17 protein-coding genes are annotated in these 16,941 nt (G+C 37.5%); 3 read left to right on the top strand and 14 right to left on the bottom strand.

The annotated features are described in order from the left end of the window. Nucleotides 1-154 precede the first annotated feature (154 nt). A complete protein-coding gene (locus tag AC04Q1_RS25990) occupies nucleotides 155-1,309 on the top strand; it encodes a hypothetical protein (protein WP_478367439.1) in 1,155 nt (384 codons plus the stop codon). A gap of 133 nt (nucleotides 1,310-1,442) precedes the next feature. Next, on the top strand, nucleotides 1,443-1,718 hold the full coding sequence (locus AC04Q1_RS25995) for a hypothetical protein (protein ID WP_478367440.1): 276 nt from the start codon (nucleotides 1,443-1,445) through the stop codon (nucleotides 1,716-1,718). Here the strand turns inward: AC04Q1_RS25995 and AC04Q1_RS26000 are convergent. Beyond that, on the bottom strand, nucleotides 1,715-1,867 hold the full coding sequence (locus AC04Q1_RS26000) for a hypothetical protein (protein ID WP_478367441.1): 153 nt from the start codon (nucleotides 1,865-1,867) through the stop codon (nucleotides 1,715-1,717). The genes AC04Q1_RS25995 and AC04Q1_RS26000 overlap by 4 nt on opposite strands. A gap of 148 nt (nucleotides 1,868-2,015) precedes the next feature. Here AC04Q1_RS26000 and AC04Q1_RS26005 point away from each other — a divergent pair, with 148 nt between their 5' ends. Further along, the gene (locus tag AC04Q1_RS26005) at nucleotides 2,016-2,342 is read left to right on the top strand and encodes a hypothetical protein (protein WP_478367442.1); all 327 of its coding nucleotides are present in this window, start codon (nucleotides 2,016-2,018) and stop codon (nucleotides 2,340-2,342) included. 110 nt (nucleotides 2,343-2,452) lie between these two features. On the opposite strand, the gene AC04Q1_RS26010 is transcribed toward AC04Q1_RS26005, so the two are convergent. From AC04Q1_RS26010 to radC, 13 genes are all read right to left on the bottom strand, one after another. Next, entirely contained in the window at nucleotides 2,453-3,922 is a 1,470-nt protein-coding gene (locus AC04Q1_RS26010; protein WP_478367443.1) for a hypothetical protein, read from the bottom strand. Between the two features lie 84 nt (nucleotides 3,923-4,006). Beyond that, on the bottom strand, nucleotides 4,007-6,802 hold the full coding sequence (locus AC04Q1_RS26015) for a TonB-dependent receptor (protein WP_478367444.1): 2,796 nt from the start codon (nucleotides 6,800-6,802) through the stop codon (nucleotides 4,007-4,009). Between the two features lie 111 nt (nucleotides 6,803-6,913). Then, complete coding sequence (locus AC04Q1_RS26020) at nucleotides 6,914-7,429, bottom strand: Mpo1 family 2-hydroxy fatty acid dioxygenase (protein ID WP_478367445.1); 516 nt, start codon at nucleotides 7,427-7,429, stop codon at nucleotides 6,914-6,916. Between the two features lie 174 nt (nucleotides 7,430-7,603). Further along, nucleotides 7,604-9,175 carry a ribonuclease Y gene (gene rny / locus AC04Q1_RS26025; protein ID WP_478367446.1) on the bottom strand — a complete coding sequence of 524 codons (1,572 nt, stop codon included), beginning with the start codon at nucleotides 9,173-9,175 and terminating at the stop codon, nucleotides 7,604-7,606. Nucleotides 9,176-9,484: 309 nt separating this feature from the next. After that, a complete protein-coding gene (locus AC04Q1_RS26030) occupies nucleotides 9,485-9,775 on the bottom strand; it encodes a cell division protein ZapA (RefSeq protein ID WP_025143281.1) in 291 nt (96 codons plus the stop codon). 33 nt (nucleotides 9,776-9,808) lie between these two features. Next, entirely contained in the window at nucleotides 9,809-10,099 is a 291-nt protein-coding gene (locus AC04Q1_RS26035; protein WP_055914926.1) for a hypothetical protein, read from the bottom strand. A 31-nt stretch (nucleotides 10,100-10,130) separates the two neighbouring features. After that, nucleotides 10,131-12,530, bottom strand: a complete 2,400-nt coding sequence (gene pheT / locus AC04Q1_RS26040) for a phenylalanine--tRNA ligase subunit beta (RefSeq protein ID WP_478367447.1) — start codon at nucleotides 12,528-12,530, stop codon at nucleotides 10,131-10,133. Nucleotides 12,531-12,717: 187 nt separating this feature from the next. After that, nucleotides 12,718-12,912 (bottom strand): hypothetical protein, encoded by a 195-nt coding sequence (locus AC04Q1_RS26045; RefSeq protein ID WP_478367448.1) that lies wholly within the window; start codon nucleotides 12,910-12,912, stop codon nucleotides 12,718-12,720. 17 nt (nucleotides 12,913-12,929) lie between these two features. Then, on the bottom strand, nucleotides 12,930-13,124 hold the full coding sequence (locus AC04Q1_RS26050) for a hypothetical protein (RefSeq protein WP_478367449.1): 195 nt from the start codon (nucleotides 13,122-13,124) through the stop codon (nucleotides 12,930-12,932). A gap of 1 nt (nucleotide 13,125) precedes the next feature. Beyond that, nucleotides 13,126-14,520, bottom strand: coding sequence for a radical SAM protein (locus tag AC04Q1_RS26055; protein ID WP_478367450.1), 1,395 nt, complete (start codon nucleotides 14,518-14,520; stop codon nucleotides 13,126-13,128). A 5-nt stretch (nucleotides 14,521-14,525) separates the two neighbouring features. After that, entirely contained in the window at nucleotides 14,526-15,290 is a 765-nt protein-coding gene (locus AC04Q1_RS26060; RefSeq protein WP_478367451.1) for a prolipoprotein diacylglyceryl transferase, read from the bottom strand. Next, on the bottom strand, nucleotides 15,291-16,130 hold the full coding sequence (locus AC04Q1_RS26065) for an endonuclease/exonuclease/phosphatase family protein (protein ID WP_478367452.1): 840 nt from the start codon (nucleotides 16,128-16,130) through the stop codon (nucleotides 15,291-15,293). A 107-nt stretch (nucleotides 16,131-16,237) separates the two neighbouring features. Beyond that, complete coding sequence (gene radC / locus AC04Q1_RS26070; protein WP_478367453.1) at nucleotides 16,238-16,936, bottom strand: RadC family protein; 699 nt, start codon at nucleotides 16,934-16,936, stop codon at nucleotides 16,238-16,240. Nucleotides 16,937-16,941: the final 5 nt, after the last annotated feature.

Raw genomic sequence — 16,941 nt, forward strand, 5'->3', positions numbered from 1 at the left:
GTTAAGTTAAGATTACCTTAACAAGCATGTGTTAACATAAATAAATTGTTGCTTTTATGTTAATAATAGATAAATTTAATGTAACCAAATGGAATGCGATTTGAAACGAGGGGTTTACATATTTTTTCTGAGCACTTTTTTATTTGCTTGCCTGATGATGAATAGTTTTCTCGTAAGGGGACAGAACTACTCTTTCGATTTTTATAATGGCACCTTCAATTTTAGCATTGATTCTTCCGTAGTTCTTCCTGTATCCAAAAGCGCTACCTCTGCTGAAGTCGCTAAATTTTACAGCAATATTTCTTCAGGCAATTATACTGCGCTGATTTCTTCACTCAAAAAATACCAGGAAAAATATAATTTAAACGACTGGATCTATTATCAACTGATTCGTAAAACAGCAGAACAGCTTAGCCCAAAAGCCGATAATTATTTTCGTTATACTTTATATAAATGGTTTTTGCTCAGTAAATGTGGTTATGATGCCAGGCTGGCCGTTGGCAACGATCAGGTTATTTTTTACGTGCGAAATGACGAGGACATTAGCGATATCCCATTTTTTATGATAGATGGCAAAAAATTCATGTGCCTGAATTATCATGACTATGGAAAATTATTTAGACAGGCAGACACCTACAAGCCGGTTAAAATTTCTATTCCGGAGGCAAAAAACTCTTTTTCATACAAGGTAACCCGCATGCCCGACTTTAAACCCGAAAGTTATGAAGAGAAGGATGTTCAGTTTAGCTACCGTCAAAAAATTTACCACTTTAAGTTAAAAGTGAACGAAGATGTACAAGCTATTTTCAAAAATTATCCTGGTGTAGATTTCGAAAGTTATTTCAATATACCATTAAGCCATGAAACTTATAGTTCGTTAATTCCTATTTTAAAGACGAATTTAAAAGGGATGGATCAAAAGAAAGGGGTAGATTATTTAATGCGTTTTACCCGATATGCCTTCCTTTACGAAAATGACGAGCAAAATTTTGGGACCGAAAAAAGACTATCACCAGAGCAAACCCTGTTAAACAAATATAGCGACTGCGATGACCGGGCAGCTTTGTTTTTTTATCTGGTTAAAGAAATTTACAACTTACCAATGGTTGCGTTGCTTTATCCTACCCATTTAACTATGGCTGTTCAGTTTGATAAGCCTATTGGTGAATGCATAACCTATAATGGTAAAAAATATTCTTTTTGCGAAGCCACACCTCAAAAAGAAAACTTAAATATCGGGCAGATTGCCACCAGTCTTAAAAACATTAAATATGAGGTAGTGTATGCTTATGAGCCGGTTAAGCGGTAGAAATGCAATTCCTAAAGATTATCTTAATGTTAATTAATTGTTTAATTAGTGTTATCTTATCAATAACAAGCTGAATCATCGGGTAATTGCAGTATTTTTATCTTTGAACTGATGTTAAATATAAATTATCCTTATGTCTGCAATAATATATACCATTTTAAAAGAGTTTTTTGTTGAGGCAAACGGCCACGCCATAAAGGCGAGGATTATGTCGCCAATTCACGACGACAAAGTTTTTGTTTTCCAGATCAGTTCATTTTATAAAAGTAAAACTGATGCTGATGCTTACGAACCTGCGTCAACATTTACCTCTTATGCAAATGCTGAGCGACATTTACTTCAATATCTGGAAGGTTTTCAGAACACATTAGATCTGGGCGGAGCTATTGCACCCGGGCATCACTTCTAGATATTTTCTTTGTCGTCTTTTTCAGGAGGAAGCTCCGACTGGATCACCTCTTGTTCAAATTCTTTTTTATCCTTTTGGTTTCTTTTGATAAGATAGCCTACTAAAATAACGACCAAAACGATAACTCCGATCAATATTGGATCATTCATATTTGCTGGATTAAAATATAACCGACCTGATTTAAACTAAGTTAGGAGAAATTTTTTACATGTTAAGCACACGACTAAGTGTTAACATAATGATAATATTAATTTAACTTTACGATTCTTTATCTTTGAAAATACCCATAAGTTTTAGATGAAAAAGAACAAATCCAAGTCGAAAAATCATTCGGCAAGCAAGAAACTACGTAAAGAATTAGAATCGAAATTAGCCCTTGCATTTAACGAAGTTGTTACCGCATACGGCAAAGCAAAAAAGACAGATAAAGTAATAGAAAAGTTCGCCAAGCAATTGACTAAAAAAGTTACCTTCGCTAAGCAAGACGATTCTATTGCTCCGTTTACAAAAGAGGATAAAGCTACACCTGCTACCCCAAAAGAAAAAACCGTTAAACCTGTTGGAGCAAAAGAAGTTGTTAAAAAAGCAAAAGCAACTGTAAAGGCAGAGACTGAATCAGAATAAAATTTTATTAAAAAAGGTCCCGATTTTCATCAGGACCTTTTTTAATATTATGTCCAGTCCTAAAATAAGTGTCAACCTAGTTTAAGGGCTAGTCGTAGTTTAACTTAAGATTATTTAACTACACCTGGAGTAGTGTAAGCTAAAAGTTGTGCATCAGCATCAGCCCAACCAGTAGCCCAGTTAGTTGTTCCAAAAGCACCTCTATAATCTACTTTATCGAAGAATGTACCAGATACTTTAGCATTAGTGAATGCAGCACCTGTTGCGGCAACTGAGTTAGCAGCTAAACTGAAATTAGGCACACCTGCTGTAGGAAGCGGAGTAGCTGTAGCGCTACCAAAATCAGTCGCAAATAAGTATGGAGAAGTGAACAATGCGTTAGCGAAACTAGTTTGAGCAAATGTATTGTCAAGACGTAACTTCGTTTCTATCTCTGCAGCTGCTGCGGTATTACTTACTACAACCTCAGTGTTTTTAATGCCGTAAATCAAATTATTAGCAATTACCATACTACCACTCTTAAAGTTTGCAGAAGTTGAACCCGCTGTTACAACTTTGGTATCATCAATATATAATCCAATTGGGAAGCCAGAGATTACCGAATTTAAGATACTGATTGAAGAATTACGACGGATTTGAGCACCATGATAATAATTTGCATTATAAGCACCACCAGCCGCTCTGATCGGGCCTAAAATAGTAACATTTGAAAATACAGCAGATGTTTTAGGTGTTTGATCAGTACCAGTAGCATTGTTATCGGATTCGAAACCATTTGATTGTGATTGATCGGCAACAGTAGCCACACGTTGCGCTAACGCAAACTGTACATTACCTGAATAACCAAAATCTGTATCGAAATCATCATCCCAAGTACCGATAGCCAATAAGTGTTTAGCATTAACTGTACCACCAAACCATTCGAAAGCATCATCACCTGACCGATAAACCTGAATATAATCTAAAGTTGTACCTGAACCAACGCCACCCATTGTTAAACCGTTAATTTCATTATCAACCGAATAGGCAATCCCGGCAAATTCGATACGCACATATTTCATTATACCTGAATTATCAGCTGCCTCTGTACCACCATAAAAGATATAGGCTTTTTCATCTTTACCTGTAGGTTGTACTAAACCACCTTCAATTTTAACATCAGTACCTTGGTTAACCGGTGCTTTACCTAAAAGGATAACCCCACCCCAATCGCCTTGGCTACGTGCACCAGAAGCTAAAGCTGACGTAAATACAATTGGTTTGTCAACTGTACCAGTTGCGTTTATTTTAGCACCACGGGTAACAATTAATGTACCTTTTGAAGCTTTATCACCCTTGATAATTGTTCCAGGCTCGATGGTTAATGTAGCGCCATTGCTAACAAATACGAATCCTTTTAACAAATAAATTTTGCTTGCTGACCAAGTTGTATTGGCTGAAATTTCACCAGTAACCTCTACAACATTCGCATTTGAACCTGTAGGTGTTTCTGTTGAAGGTGCTTCAACGATTACATTCTTTTTGCAAGAAGTTGAAAACAAAACTACTGACAAAGCAAGTAGCAAAAATTGGTTTTTCATTTTTTTTTCTTTTAAATATTTTGTACAAATAGAGCTTTTTAATTTTTCTTCAGGATTAATATCCTGTTAACATATTGTTAAAGGTTAGAATGTGTAGTTAAATGATAATGAAATGTTTCTTCCTGTTTTATAAGATGTAAATGTTTCATCACCACCATTACCTATGCTCCCATTGTATTTTTTATCGCCATTATAATCGAAATAGATAATATTCCTTTGGTTCAATAGGTCGCCAACATTTAATTTAATTTCACCTTTCGATTTAATTACTTTATAGCTGGCCTGGAAATCAATAACATCTCTTGGATTTTCCCACGTACTTGGAAAACGGATACCTCCCGCCTGAACAATTCTTCTACCAATTTTATTGTAAAGAATATTGAAATTTAATTTGTTATCCAGTGCACTATGTTGTAAACCAGCATTGATTAGATAAGGAGATTGACCAACCATTGGACGGGTCTTATCAATATAATCCTGATCTGTTGGGTTGGTAACCTTAGATTTGATCAGTGATAAGTTGAAATATGCTGTGGTATTTTTAAAGAAGCCTTCATCACTGATAAAGTTCAAATTTTTTCTTCCTTCAAACTCTAAGCCATAAACATAAGCCTTTGGCGTATTAAAAAAGTTTACATCAACTGTTGATAATACGTCGTAACGATATGTTTCTATCGCATTCGTAAAGTGCTTATAAAAAGCTGACACCGAGAAAAGCTGGCCTGCTTCAGGGTAAATTTCATAGCGTAGATCAAAATTATCTATAATTGATCGCTTCAAATTTGGATTACCAATAATATTACTTAATTGTTCATAATCATAATATCCTGATAAAGATAGCTCTCTAAATTCTGGTCTTGCCAATGTACGGTAATACGAAGCGCGTAAATTTGCCATTTTTGTCAAACTGTAAGTTAAGTTCAATGAAGGGAGTACATCAAGTTGTGTATCATCAACATAAGTACCTAAGGTATTCATTAACTTCACATTATAATTCTCTACCCTTGCACCGTATACAGCTCTAAAGTTTTCACCGATTTTTTGATCAAGCATTAGATAACCGTAATTAGTAAATGAATTGGCATCATAGTTATCCAATTCATTACCAACCTCTGCTAATTTATATACACCAGATTCAATTAATGATTGAGAATATATTTCAGTAATAGGTAAAGATCTTATCTTAGTCTGTAAGTCGATATCATTCGTTTGCAATTGCGCACCGATAAAACGTGCATTGAAAGTCCGCTCACGATATTGTGAACCTAAACCCACTTTCATTATAGTTGAAGCATCGAACAGCTTAAACGGTGTGCTATAATTAATGTCTCCCGCATATAGGTTTTCATTTAAATCAGAAAACAATCGTGTATTTTCTTTTCCTAACGATGTAATATTGGCCTGATAAGGAACAGAAGGATCATTTTGTGCGGATAAAGCTTTCTGATAGTTAATTTTTAACTGATTGGGCTGATTGTTGGTGATGTTACTGTAGGATGCAGTCCATTTTAACTTATTATTTCCTTCCCCAATCTGATGATCACCCTCGAAAGTTGCTTTATAAAGTGACTTCTGCATAATATCATACGCATAGAACTGATTCAGGGTATTGCCATCCCTGATTCCTGTACGAACAGTATAAGTATCATCATAATTTTTGTTGTAGATGTTCTTGAAACTTATTTTGTTTTTACCAAAGCTGTATGCAAAATTTGCCAATGCACCTAAGCTGCTAGAGAATTTATATTGGTTATCGTTATAATTATAGATATAAAAATTTCGTTCCACGTTCTCATTAATATTCTGTGAGTTTCTATAAGTCGCAGACATTGTTGCTCCAAAGCTATTCCCATTTTCAAAATGTTTTACCCGGCCTAAATTAAATTGGTAGTTTTGAGTGGGTAAAGCGCTCGTAGTTTTAATAGCGTTATCAGCTGGAAAAGATTTTAAAGCTGCAATGGTTTTAGCATCAGATAGTGTTCCGTTTGCAATTGCAATACGACTTGGAAAGTTTTCAGCAAGTTGCTTTGAACCATCTTCATAACCTAAATAGGCCAAAGCATTTTTCTTAGTTCCAAGAAAATCTTTAAATGTAGACTGACTATTGTAACCATAGCCAATTCCCAATGAAAGGAAATTCTGATCAGGAATATCTTTTGTAACAATTTGAACTGCCCCCCCAGCAAAATCTGCTGGTAAATCAGGAGTAGCTGTTTTACTGATCGTAATTTTATCTACAAGGTTGGAAGGAACAATATCGAATGAGAAAGCTTTTCTATTGGCCTCAGTGCTCGGCAGTGTAGAACCATCCAAAGTAGCGGTATTATACCGATCACTTAAACCACGTACAACCACAAATTTGTTATCTTGTATGGTAGCGCCACTAATTCTTTTTAACACATCAGATGTATTTTTATCTGGTGATTTTTTAATCTGGTCGCTGGAAATACCATCAGAAATTAAGGCACTGTTTTTTTGTTGTGCGTACAACGAGTTAACCGATTCTTGTTTAAAACTTGCCTTAACCACAACTTCCTGCAAGTTTTGTCCGCCAGCTTCGTTAAGTACAATATTTAAACTCGTGATTGATGGAGATTTAACCTCGATATCGGATATTTCTTTTGTTTGATAACCCACATATGAAAACTCAAGTGTGTATTTTCCGTTAGCCATTGCCTGGAGAATATACTTTCCATCAACATCAGTAGAAACGCCTTTGGTCGTTCCTTTAACTTTAACAGTTACACCAATTAAGGTTTCTCCAGTTTTTTTATCACTTACTGTTCCGGAAATTTTACCTGTTTGAGCGTAGGCTGCTATACTTAGAAATAGAACGAGTACAGTTAATACTGTTCTTTTAAAAAATGTGATTGATTCCAATTTGCCTGTATTTAATTTTAGGCAAAGCTATTACCACAATGTTAGCTATATGTTAGGTGTTAATTAACATTTGTTTAGCTAAAGGTTAACGTAATGTTACCAGGCTCAGGATTAGTATCTGATACCTGCCTTATTGCAAATGAAGTGCAATAACCAGATCGGACCAATTAACAGGAATTTAACATCATCCAGAAAAGATGGTTTTTTTCCTTCGATTTTATGCCCGATAAACTGGCCTACCCAGGCGGCCACAAATATTGTTGCATAAATGGCATAGGCTGTTCCACTGCCTAAACCAACGGCCTGCTCAATTTTCACGATGACGTAACTCATTAGGCCTACCACCCAGATCATCAGGAAAAACAATACCGGCGATAAGGTAAAATAATAATACAGGCTAAAAGCCAACAGAAAAGATGCCCAGTTAAAGAAACCGTTATAGCTACCTAAAAAGCCAATATACGGAAAAGGGATCTGCCAGATCAAACCCAGTAAACTGAACACAATTAATGGAACACAGATCCAATGCACCAATTTGTTGGTTGGGTTTTGATGGCTCTCGGCGTACTTATCGAAAAGTACATCTACCGGTCGTTTTGGTTCGGTTGTTAGGGTTTGCTTGCTCATTATGTAAAAATAAAAAAAGCGATGGAATATCCATCGCTTTATATTCTGTTTAATCTTTACCGAACTTTATTCCTTCGCAAACCCTGTGCAGGGTTCGTTTCGTGAAGACACTAACCGAGGCCAGCGAAATAAAATTAAATCAGGACAATCACAAAGTCGGTGTAATCATTTTCTTTACTTCGCAAATGCGACAGAACGGGTTTCCCTGATTACTGTAACCTTGATCTGTCCTGGATAGGTCATTTCGGTTTGGATACGGGTAGAAATATCAGCAGCTAAAAGTTCTGCCTGTGCATCGGTGATGCGTTCGCTTTCTACAATAACACGTAATTCCCTACCTGCCTGGATAGCAAACGTTTTCTCCACACCTGGATAAGATAAAGCCAGTTCTTCTAAATCCTTCAAACGTTTGATATAACTTTCTACCACCTCGCGGCGTGCTCCCGGACGGGCGCCAGAAATTGCATCACAAGCCTGGATGATCGGAGAAATCATTGAAGTCATCTCGATTTCATCATGGTGGGCACCAATTGCATTACAGATTTCAGGATGTTCTTTATATTTTTCGGCCAGTTGCATCCCTAAAATTGCGTGCGGCAATTCAGGATTATCATCAGGCACTTTGCCAATATCGTGCAATAACCCCGCACGTTTGGCCATTTTTGCATTTAAACCCAATTCTGCAGCCATGGTAGCACAGAAATTGGCTACCTCACGTGAGTGATGTAAAAGGTTTTGTCCGTAAGACGAACGGTAACGCATACGACCAACCATACGGATCAGTTCAGGGTGTAAACCATGGATACCTAAATCGATCACTGTACGCTCGCCGATTTCAACGATTTCATCTTCGATCTGTTTTTTGGTTTTGGCTACAATTTCTTCGATACGTGCCGGGTGGATACGGCCATCGGTTACCAAACGGTGTAAGGCCAAACGGGCAATCTCTCTTCTTACCGGATCGAAACCAGATAAAATAATCGCCTCAGGGGTATCATCAACAATAATCTCGATACCCGTGGCAGCTTCTAAAGCACGGATATTTCTACCCTCTCTACCAATCACACGGCCTTTAATCTCATCGCTCTCGATATGGAAGATAGAAACTGAGTTTTCAATCGCCGCTTCGGTAGCGGTACGTTGAATGGTTTGGATAACCACTTTTTTGGCTTCTTTACTTGCTGTAAGTTTTGCCTCATCAACAATATCCTTAATCTGGATCATGGCCTGTGTACGCGCCACTTCCTTTAAGTTTTCGACCAACTGGTTTTTAGCTTCTTCAGCCGATAAACCAGCAATGGTTTCCAATTGCGTGAGGTGCTGGTTTTTTAGTATTTCAACTTCTTCTTGCTTTTTGACAGCGATTTCGGTCTGTTTTTCGAGAATACTTTTTTGCTTATCGAGTTCCTGTTCTTTTTTATTGAAATTCTCCATACGCTGATTTACCGATTGCTCTTTCTGCTTCATGGTATTTTCGCGTTGGTTAATGTTGTTGTTCTTCGCATTCACTTCTTGCTCATGCTCCGCTTTCATTTGCAAAAACTTTTCTTTTGCTTCTAAAAGTTTATTCTTTTTTAAGATTTCTGCATTGTTCTCTGCATCTTTTAAAATCTTCTTCACTTTGTTCTGTGCAGCAACTTCCTGCTGTTTAAGCAAGTTACGCAGGAGGAATCTTCCTACCACTACTCCGATAGCTATACCCGCTATTACGGCAAATACGTATCCTAATATTTCAACTATTTCCATTTTGTTTTTTAAGTAAAAAAAAACCGCAACTAATTTTTTAAAGTCTCATACATTTTAAACCTCAACTAAGCATAATTAGGGTTTAAGCCATTTTCAGGTGCCATAGCAGATGAAATACGCCCTCTTAACCCTATAGATATTGAAGTGTTAAGTTTTATAAAATTTGAAACTCAAAAACTAGCTGCGGCTATATTTTTGTGCTAATATATTTAAAGCATGCGGCATGTTAACCCTATCACTATGATTAACCTCTTAACTCATTAGATCCTGACCTGCATCAGGATGACGTATGCTTTGAAAGAACGAACCTTATTTTGAAAAGAAATTATTGAGTAAAACATCCAATTCTTCAACTTTATCGGCAACAGCGGTATCCTGGTTTTGTACTTTATTTTCTGTTCTTAGTACGGCCGTTGCGTAATGCAACACTGCCATAGAAAGAAGATCCTGCTTATCTCTAACCGCATAATTGTCCTGGTAATCTTTTATGCGCTCGTTGATCATTTTTGCTGCCCGTCTCACAATTTCTTCCTCTTCCATATTCACCTTTAAGGGATAAATACGGTCGGAAATGGTTATTTTAATCGAGATTTCTCCCATTGTTTAGCTTAGTTTCTGATTTCTTTGCATCATTTATTTTTTCAATAATGCAATACTTTTATCAATCTCCCGCACAAAATCGTTAATTTTTTGTTTAATGTCAAGTGACTTTTCACTTGTTCCCTCGATACTTTTTGCCAATTTTGTAACCCTTAGTTTTTCATCAAGTTCTACATTTTTGCCTTTTGCCGTATCAAGTGCAACTTTTAACGATTGATTTTCAAGCTTTAATAAATCATTTTCTTCCTGTAGCGCATTACATAACTCAATTACCCGAGCCGTTTTTTGTAATACTTTATCTAATTGATCTGCAACAGAAGTCATGAATTTATTTCTAAAAATACGAAATTATATTTTATTTCCTAATTTCTGCACCAGCTTGTGCCGTTAAATTGGCAATTAGCTTCTGCATGGTGTTTTCGATCTGCTTATCGGTAAGGGTTTGCTCCTCATCCTGCAAAATGAAATTTAAGGCATAGGATTTTTTACCCTCGGGCAATTTATCGCCAACGTATACATCGAACACCCCAACTTCTTTGATCAGTTTTTTATCGGTTTTGAAAGCAATTCCTTTTAAGGTATCGAAGGTTACATTTTGATCGATCAATAACGACAAATCCCTGCGCACTTGTGGGTATTTAGAAACTTCTTTATTGATGATTCTATTTTTCTTCACAATATCCAGCAAGGTGGCCCAATCAAAATCGGCATAATAAACCTCTGCATTTACATCTGCGACCTTACGGTCTGCTTTTGATGCTGCTCCGAAACTTACCAGGGTTTTGTCTCCACGGAAGTATTTAATTCCATAGGCAAAATTTTCATCATTCAACGTATCGGTTTGATAGCTTGAAATCCCCAAACGGGAGACAATAGCATCTACCGCCGACTTTAAGTTATAGAAGCTGGATGATTTAGCATTATGGTTCCATTGCTCACTTTGCTTCGCGCCGGAAATCAATAGCAACAACCGGGAGCGTTCTACGTATTTTTCATTAATTAAATGATAGGTTTTACCAAATTCGTAAAACTTAACATCGGCATTTTTACGGTTTTGGTTGTAAGCTACACTCTCCAATGCAGGCATCAATAAATTTTGACGCATTACATTTAAATCGCTGCTTAAAGGGTTTAAAATAAATACGGCTTCCGCTAAATTTTTCGAATAAGCCGATTTGGTTAGCGAGTTACACATAATTTCGGCATAACCATTTGAGGTAAGCATATCCGCAATTACGTTGTGCGTATTTTCTTTTTCAGGTTTAGTGCTGTAAGAAAGTGATGCGTTTACCTTTGTTGGGATTTCGATATTGTTGTAGCCGTAAATACGCAATACCTCTTCGGTAATATCGCATTCGCGGGTCACATCAACCTTAAATGACGGCACCCTTAAAGCCAACGTATCGTTTGATGTACTCGTTGCCGAAATACCCAAAGCGGTAATGATATGTTTGATTTCGGCTGAAGGAATATTCGCGCCGATTAATTTATTGATATTGGTATAACTTACCTCAAACTCAAAAGGCTTGATATGGCTTGGGTAGATATCAGAAATTGAAGAGGAGATTTCTCCACCTGCCAGTTCCTTAATCAATAAAGCCGCATATTTTAAGGCGGTAACGGTAATTTCAGGATCGGTACCACGCTCATAACGGAAAGATGCATCGGTTTTTAAGCCATGTCTTTTCGATGTTTTACGAACAGATACGGAATTAAAATAAGCACTTTCTAAAAAGATGTTTTTGGTACCAGCCTCCACACCTGATGATTTGCCACCAAAAACACCTGCAATGCACATTGGGGTTTCGGTATTGCAGATCATTAAATCATCGGCACTTAACTTGCGTTCTACGTCATCAAGGGTTACAAAAGGTGTACCTTCGGCAACTTTTTTCACGATTACTTTTCCACCGGTAATTTTATCGGCGTCGAAAGCATGTAGAGGCTGCCCCAGGCCATGCAGAATATAATTGGTAATATCCACCACATTATTGATCGGACGTAAACCGATGACCTTTAATTTATCTTTTAACCACTCTGGTGATTCTTTCACGGTAACACCAGAAATGGTCACGCTGCTATAACGTGGACAAGCGGCCAAGTCTGCCACTTCTACCGGAATAACCAGATTCTCATTATCCGTTTTAAAAGCTGAAAGATCAGGCATTTCATATTCACTTCGGAAATAAGCAGCTAAATCTCTCGCCACACCTAAATGTGAAGCCGCATCGGCACGGTTTGGCGTTAATCCGATTTCGAAAACATAATCATCATCCATTTTGAAATGGTCTTTTGCACGGATGCCCACTTCGGTATCATCGGAAAGGATCATAATGCCATCGTGCGATTTGCCTAAACCGATTTCATCTTCGGCACAGATCATTCCCTGAGAAAGTTCTCCTCTTATTTTTGATTCTTTGATTTTAAAAGGTTCACCTTCTAAAGGATAAACGGTAGTACCCACTATGGCCACAACAACTTTCTGACCAGCGCCCACATTAGGTGCACCGCAAACAATCTGAAGATTTTCTTTAGCACCAACGTTTACAGTAGTAATGCGCAACCGATCGGCATTGGGATGTTGCACACAGGTCAATACTTCACCGATCAGCAAACCTTCCAAGCCACCCACCACAGGCTGAACCTTTTCTACACTTTCTACTTCCAAACCTACATTGGTAAGGATTAACGAAAGCTCCTGAGGTGTTTTATCGATCTGTACGAATTGTTTTAACCAGTTATATGATATTTTCATTTTGGGGAATCAAGTAACAAGTATCAAGTACCGAGACAAGCTCGGCCGATACTCTAATTTCATAAAACGCAAAGATATTATTTAAAGCCCAAAGGAGAAAGCTAAATTATTGAGATTTGAGATTCCTGACATGAGATTTGAGACTTATGCAGGCTAAAACCCTGATTCAAGTACACAATATAAATCACTAATGACCAATATTCAGATTGGATAGAATAACTGCACACGCTCCTGCTCCTATGACCAGCATAATAACCGAGGCAATCACCAATTTAAGACCAGGCTTAACCGGTTGATCATTTATTGCTTTTATGATGATCAGAATAATACCAACCACAAACAGTAAAACGGCAATTACCCAATATATGATAAAAATTCCCATAAGCTTTAAGCTAAGTATTAACTGTTGGCGAGTAATATGGCACAGGCACCAAAACCGATTACCACCATGATTACTGAAATAATAACCAATTTCAACCCTGATTTTACGGGTTCGTTCCTTGATGATTTAATGATAATCTGGATAATGCCGACCACAAAAAGAACGATGGCGGTAAGCACATAAATAACCAATAATAAGAATAAACCGCCCATACTAGTTCATATTTAATTTTTCTCTGATCAGATCTATTTTATTATCGCGGTAAAATATATTCATCGTTTCAAAAGGAACCATTTTGTATTTATCGCTTACAATGTGAACGCATGATTTCTTAACGGCACGCACATCAAAATCCAAGGGGTCCATAAAATTCATAATGATGATCCGGAATAAATTATCATAGCTTAGATTATCCGATTTCACCCTTGGTAAGCAACACATTAGTTCGCCAAAGGTATCCTCTGCACAATCTACCGAAACACCTGTACTAAACAGATTAAGCATGTGCTCTTTCAGTTTCTCGTCATGTTCGAAAACGATGGTATTTTTTGAGTTGTTCAATAAATCTTCAGGATTGATCAAATGAGTCATCGGGATTACCTCATCCCCAATTTTTAAGGCATAGGCCATACACAGGGCATCCGGATTACAGGGAACCGGTATTAAATCCTGTGGGGTAAAAGTTGGGTATTGCTCATAAATTTTTCTGCGCACCTCGGTTAAGGTAATCCTTCCCTGCTGATCGTTGTAATTATCATTTCTACCCGCCACCTGTGTAGGCTGAAAGGTAACCCCGCGAACACATTTCTGTTTTAGCGCATAATCCAATATATCACCAATTTCGTGATCGTTCAACCCATTTTGTAAGGTAACCACCAGGGTAGTAGATACATTAAACTGATTCAGATGATCAATGGCCCTTCTTCGCACTTCGGTAAGGTCTTCGCCCCTTAGCTTGGTTAGCACCTCGGCACTGAAACTATCAAACTGCAGGTAGATTTCGAAATCGGGCATATAACTGGCCAATTTCTCCACAAAGTTGATGTCTTTCGCAATCCTGATGCCGTTCGTATTGACCATTAAATGTTTAATGGGTTTCGTTTTGGCAAGATCCAAGATTTTAAAAAAATCCGGGTGCACTGTTGGTTCACCACCCGAAAGCTGAACCACGTCGGGCTCACCCTCATTTGCGACTACAACGTCCATCATGCGTTCTATTTCTTCCAAAGTGCGGTGCCTGCCATAACTTGGCGACGACATGGCATAACAGGTAGGACAAGCCAGGTTACAACGATCGGTAACTTCTATTACGGTTAAACAAGAATGCTGTTCGTGATCGGTACATAAGCCACAATCGTATGGACAACCATAATGCACCTTCGTATTAAACTTAAGTGGCATTTCGGATTGTTTATTGTAATTCCGGATCTGTTTGTAATAATCTACATCATCAGCAATCATCACTTTGCTATCGCCGTGGGTCCTGCAGTTTTTAAGCATAAATACCTTGGCATCCTGAAAAACAATTTTTGCGTCGCAAAGCTGTAAACATTCGGGACAAAGACTTTTGGTATAATCGTAGTATATATAATCTCTTGTATTGGCCATAGCATTTACTGTTTAGGTAAGATCCTTTTCGAAATTCTGATGATGAATCTATAATAATAAATAAAAATAAACAATGCCGACCAATGAATGCTGCTTAAATTTAAAAATAACGAATGGTAAGGTTTGATAAATTCTATCAAAAAACGGAACAGGAAATACAGTACCATCAATAACTTAAAGCGATCTCCATTAATTAATTCCACTTGCTTTAATCTCTTAAAAAGACAAATCAAGAGCAACAGATAAATCATTTCATAAAGCATAATGGGATGCCGAAGAATGCCGTCGCCCAGATCCATACCCATAAAAAAATGCGTGGGAACTCCATAGGTCGGTTCATCAATCCCCATAGAAAAACAACCGATGCGGCCAATAATCAGGGCAACCAAAATGGGAATAACATAAATATCTCCGGAGGCGACATGAACACCTATTATCTTTTTTATTAATTCGACGCCAAATAAGCCGCCAAGCAAACCACCAACAATGGTCTTACTTTGATATAGGATTGAAAAAGTAAGGTGATGGATAACCTCTGGCGTTTCGAGCACCGCAACCAACCGCGATCCAATCAATGCGCCCAACATGGCGCCCAACATAATCCACAACCTGTTCTCATCAGATATTGGATCTACAATACCTTTTTTATAATAATAATAAAGCCTTACACCGACAATAAATGCGAGTGTTTCGAAAATATAATGATAATGATATTGGCTACCAAAAAGTTCGAACTGGAAAGGAAATACCGATAGAGATTTCAATAGCATTTACTTAAAGAAAAGCCGGCAAAAAACAGGTAAATGATCAGAATAATACCTTTTGTCTTTACTATCGGTAAGCACAGCAAATTTCTGCACTTTAAAACCTTTATTTACAAAAACGTAATCAATCCTGTCTTTTAGCTCGCTATCAAAATGAAAGCCGTTAAAGGTACCTGCCGGTCCATACGGCGCTTCTACCGATACCTCTTTTGCATCCGTAAGAAAAGATTTGATGGTGGCGATCGCTTCTGTTTCCGGCGTAACATTTAAATCGCCCGTAAAAACAACAGGCAAGGTTGGTGCAATCTGTTGAATTTTTTGTTTGAGCAATTTAGCCGATTCTATTCTCGCCTGAACACCAATATGATCGTAATGGGTATTAAAAACAATAAACTCTTTTTTATTCAGTTTATCATATAGTTTAACCCAGCTGCAAACCCGGTTTAAAGCGGCATCCCAACCTTTTGAAGGCACATCAGGCGTTTCTGAAAGCCAAAACGTTCCGCCATCTTTTTTGGCAAACCTGTCTTTATCAAAATAAACTGCTGAAAATTCTCCTTTTCGTTTGCCATCATCACGCCCAACCCCTACTACATCGAAGTTAGAATTTTCGAGCAGGGCATCAAATTGTTCTGGTAAAGCTTCCTGCACGCAAAGAATATCGGCATCATGGAATTTCACCAAAGCTTTTACATTATCTTTTCGGTTTGGCCAGGCGTTAACACCATCTGATGCTACATTTAAGCGGATGTTATAGGTAATGATATTAATTGGGCCCGCTTTTTTCTGAGCGAAAGCCATAACCGTTAATAGAAGAAAAACAGGGATGAGTTTTAAAGTATTCATAAATATAATTTCACCATTTAATTAATGCTGGCAGGCCAATAACAACTAATTTTAAGCTGCTATAATACTAATTTAAGGTTAATTGTACTTTAACAATCAAATATCTTTTAAATTAAATCTTCATCTCTGTAACTATAGTAACGGTTATTGGCGAAAATCACGTGATCAACCACATACAAACTGAGCAAATTTCCGGAGGCAACCATATTCCTGGTCAATTTATCGTCGCTCTCGCTGGGCTTTACATTACCTGAAGGATGGTTATGTGCCAATACAATATTTGCGGCATTGTTTTCTAGAGCGGTTTTAAAAATAATTTTCGGATCGGCTACCGTACCTGCCTGCCCACCTTTACTGATCAAAAATTTGCCAATTACCCGGTTAGACCTGTTGAGAAGTAATATCCAGAACTCTTCGTGATTGAGATTAACGAAAGTTTGATGCAAATATTTATAAACATCGTTAGAGGTCGTAACGTGGGTAATGGACTCTTCAGCAGTTTCCTTCCGACGTAAACCAAGTTCTAAAGCAGCAATAATGGTTAAGGCTTTGGCTTCTCCAATGCCTCTAAACCTCGAAAGATCCAGAATGGAGGCTTTTCCCAGTTTTGTTAAATTGTTATCGTAAAAAGATAAAATCCTTTTGCTTAAATCCACAGCAGTTTCATTTCTACTTCCCGAGCCAATTAAAATCGCAATCAGTTCGGCATCTGTTAAATGTCTCCGGCCATGTAACAAAAGTTTTTCACGCGGGCGATCTTCTTCTGCCCATAACTTTATACCTAGTTTCTGTTCGTAATTTTCCATTTTTT

Source organism: Pedobacter humicola (assembly GCF_056490705.1).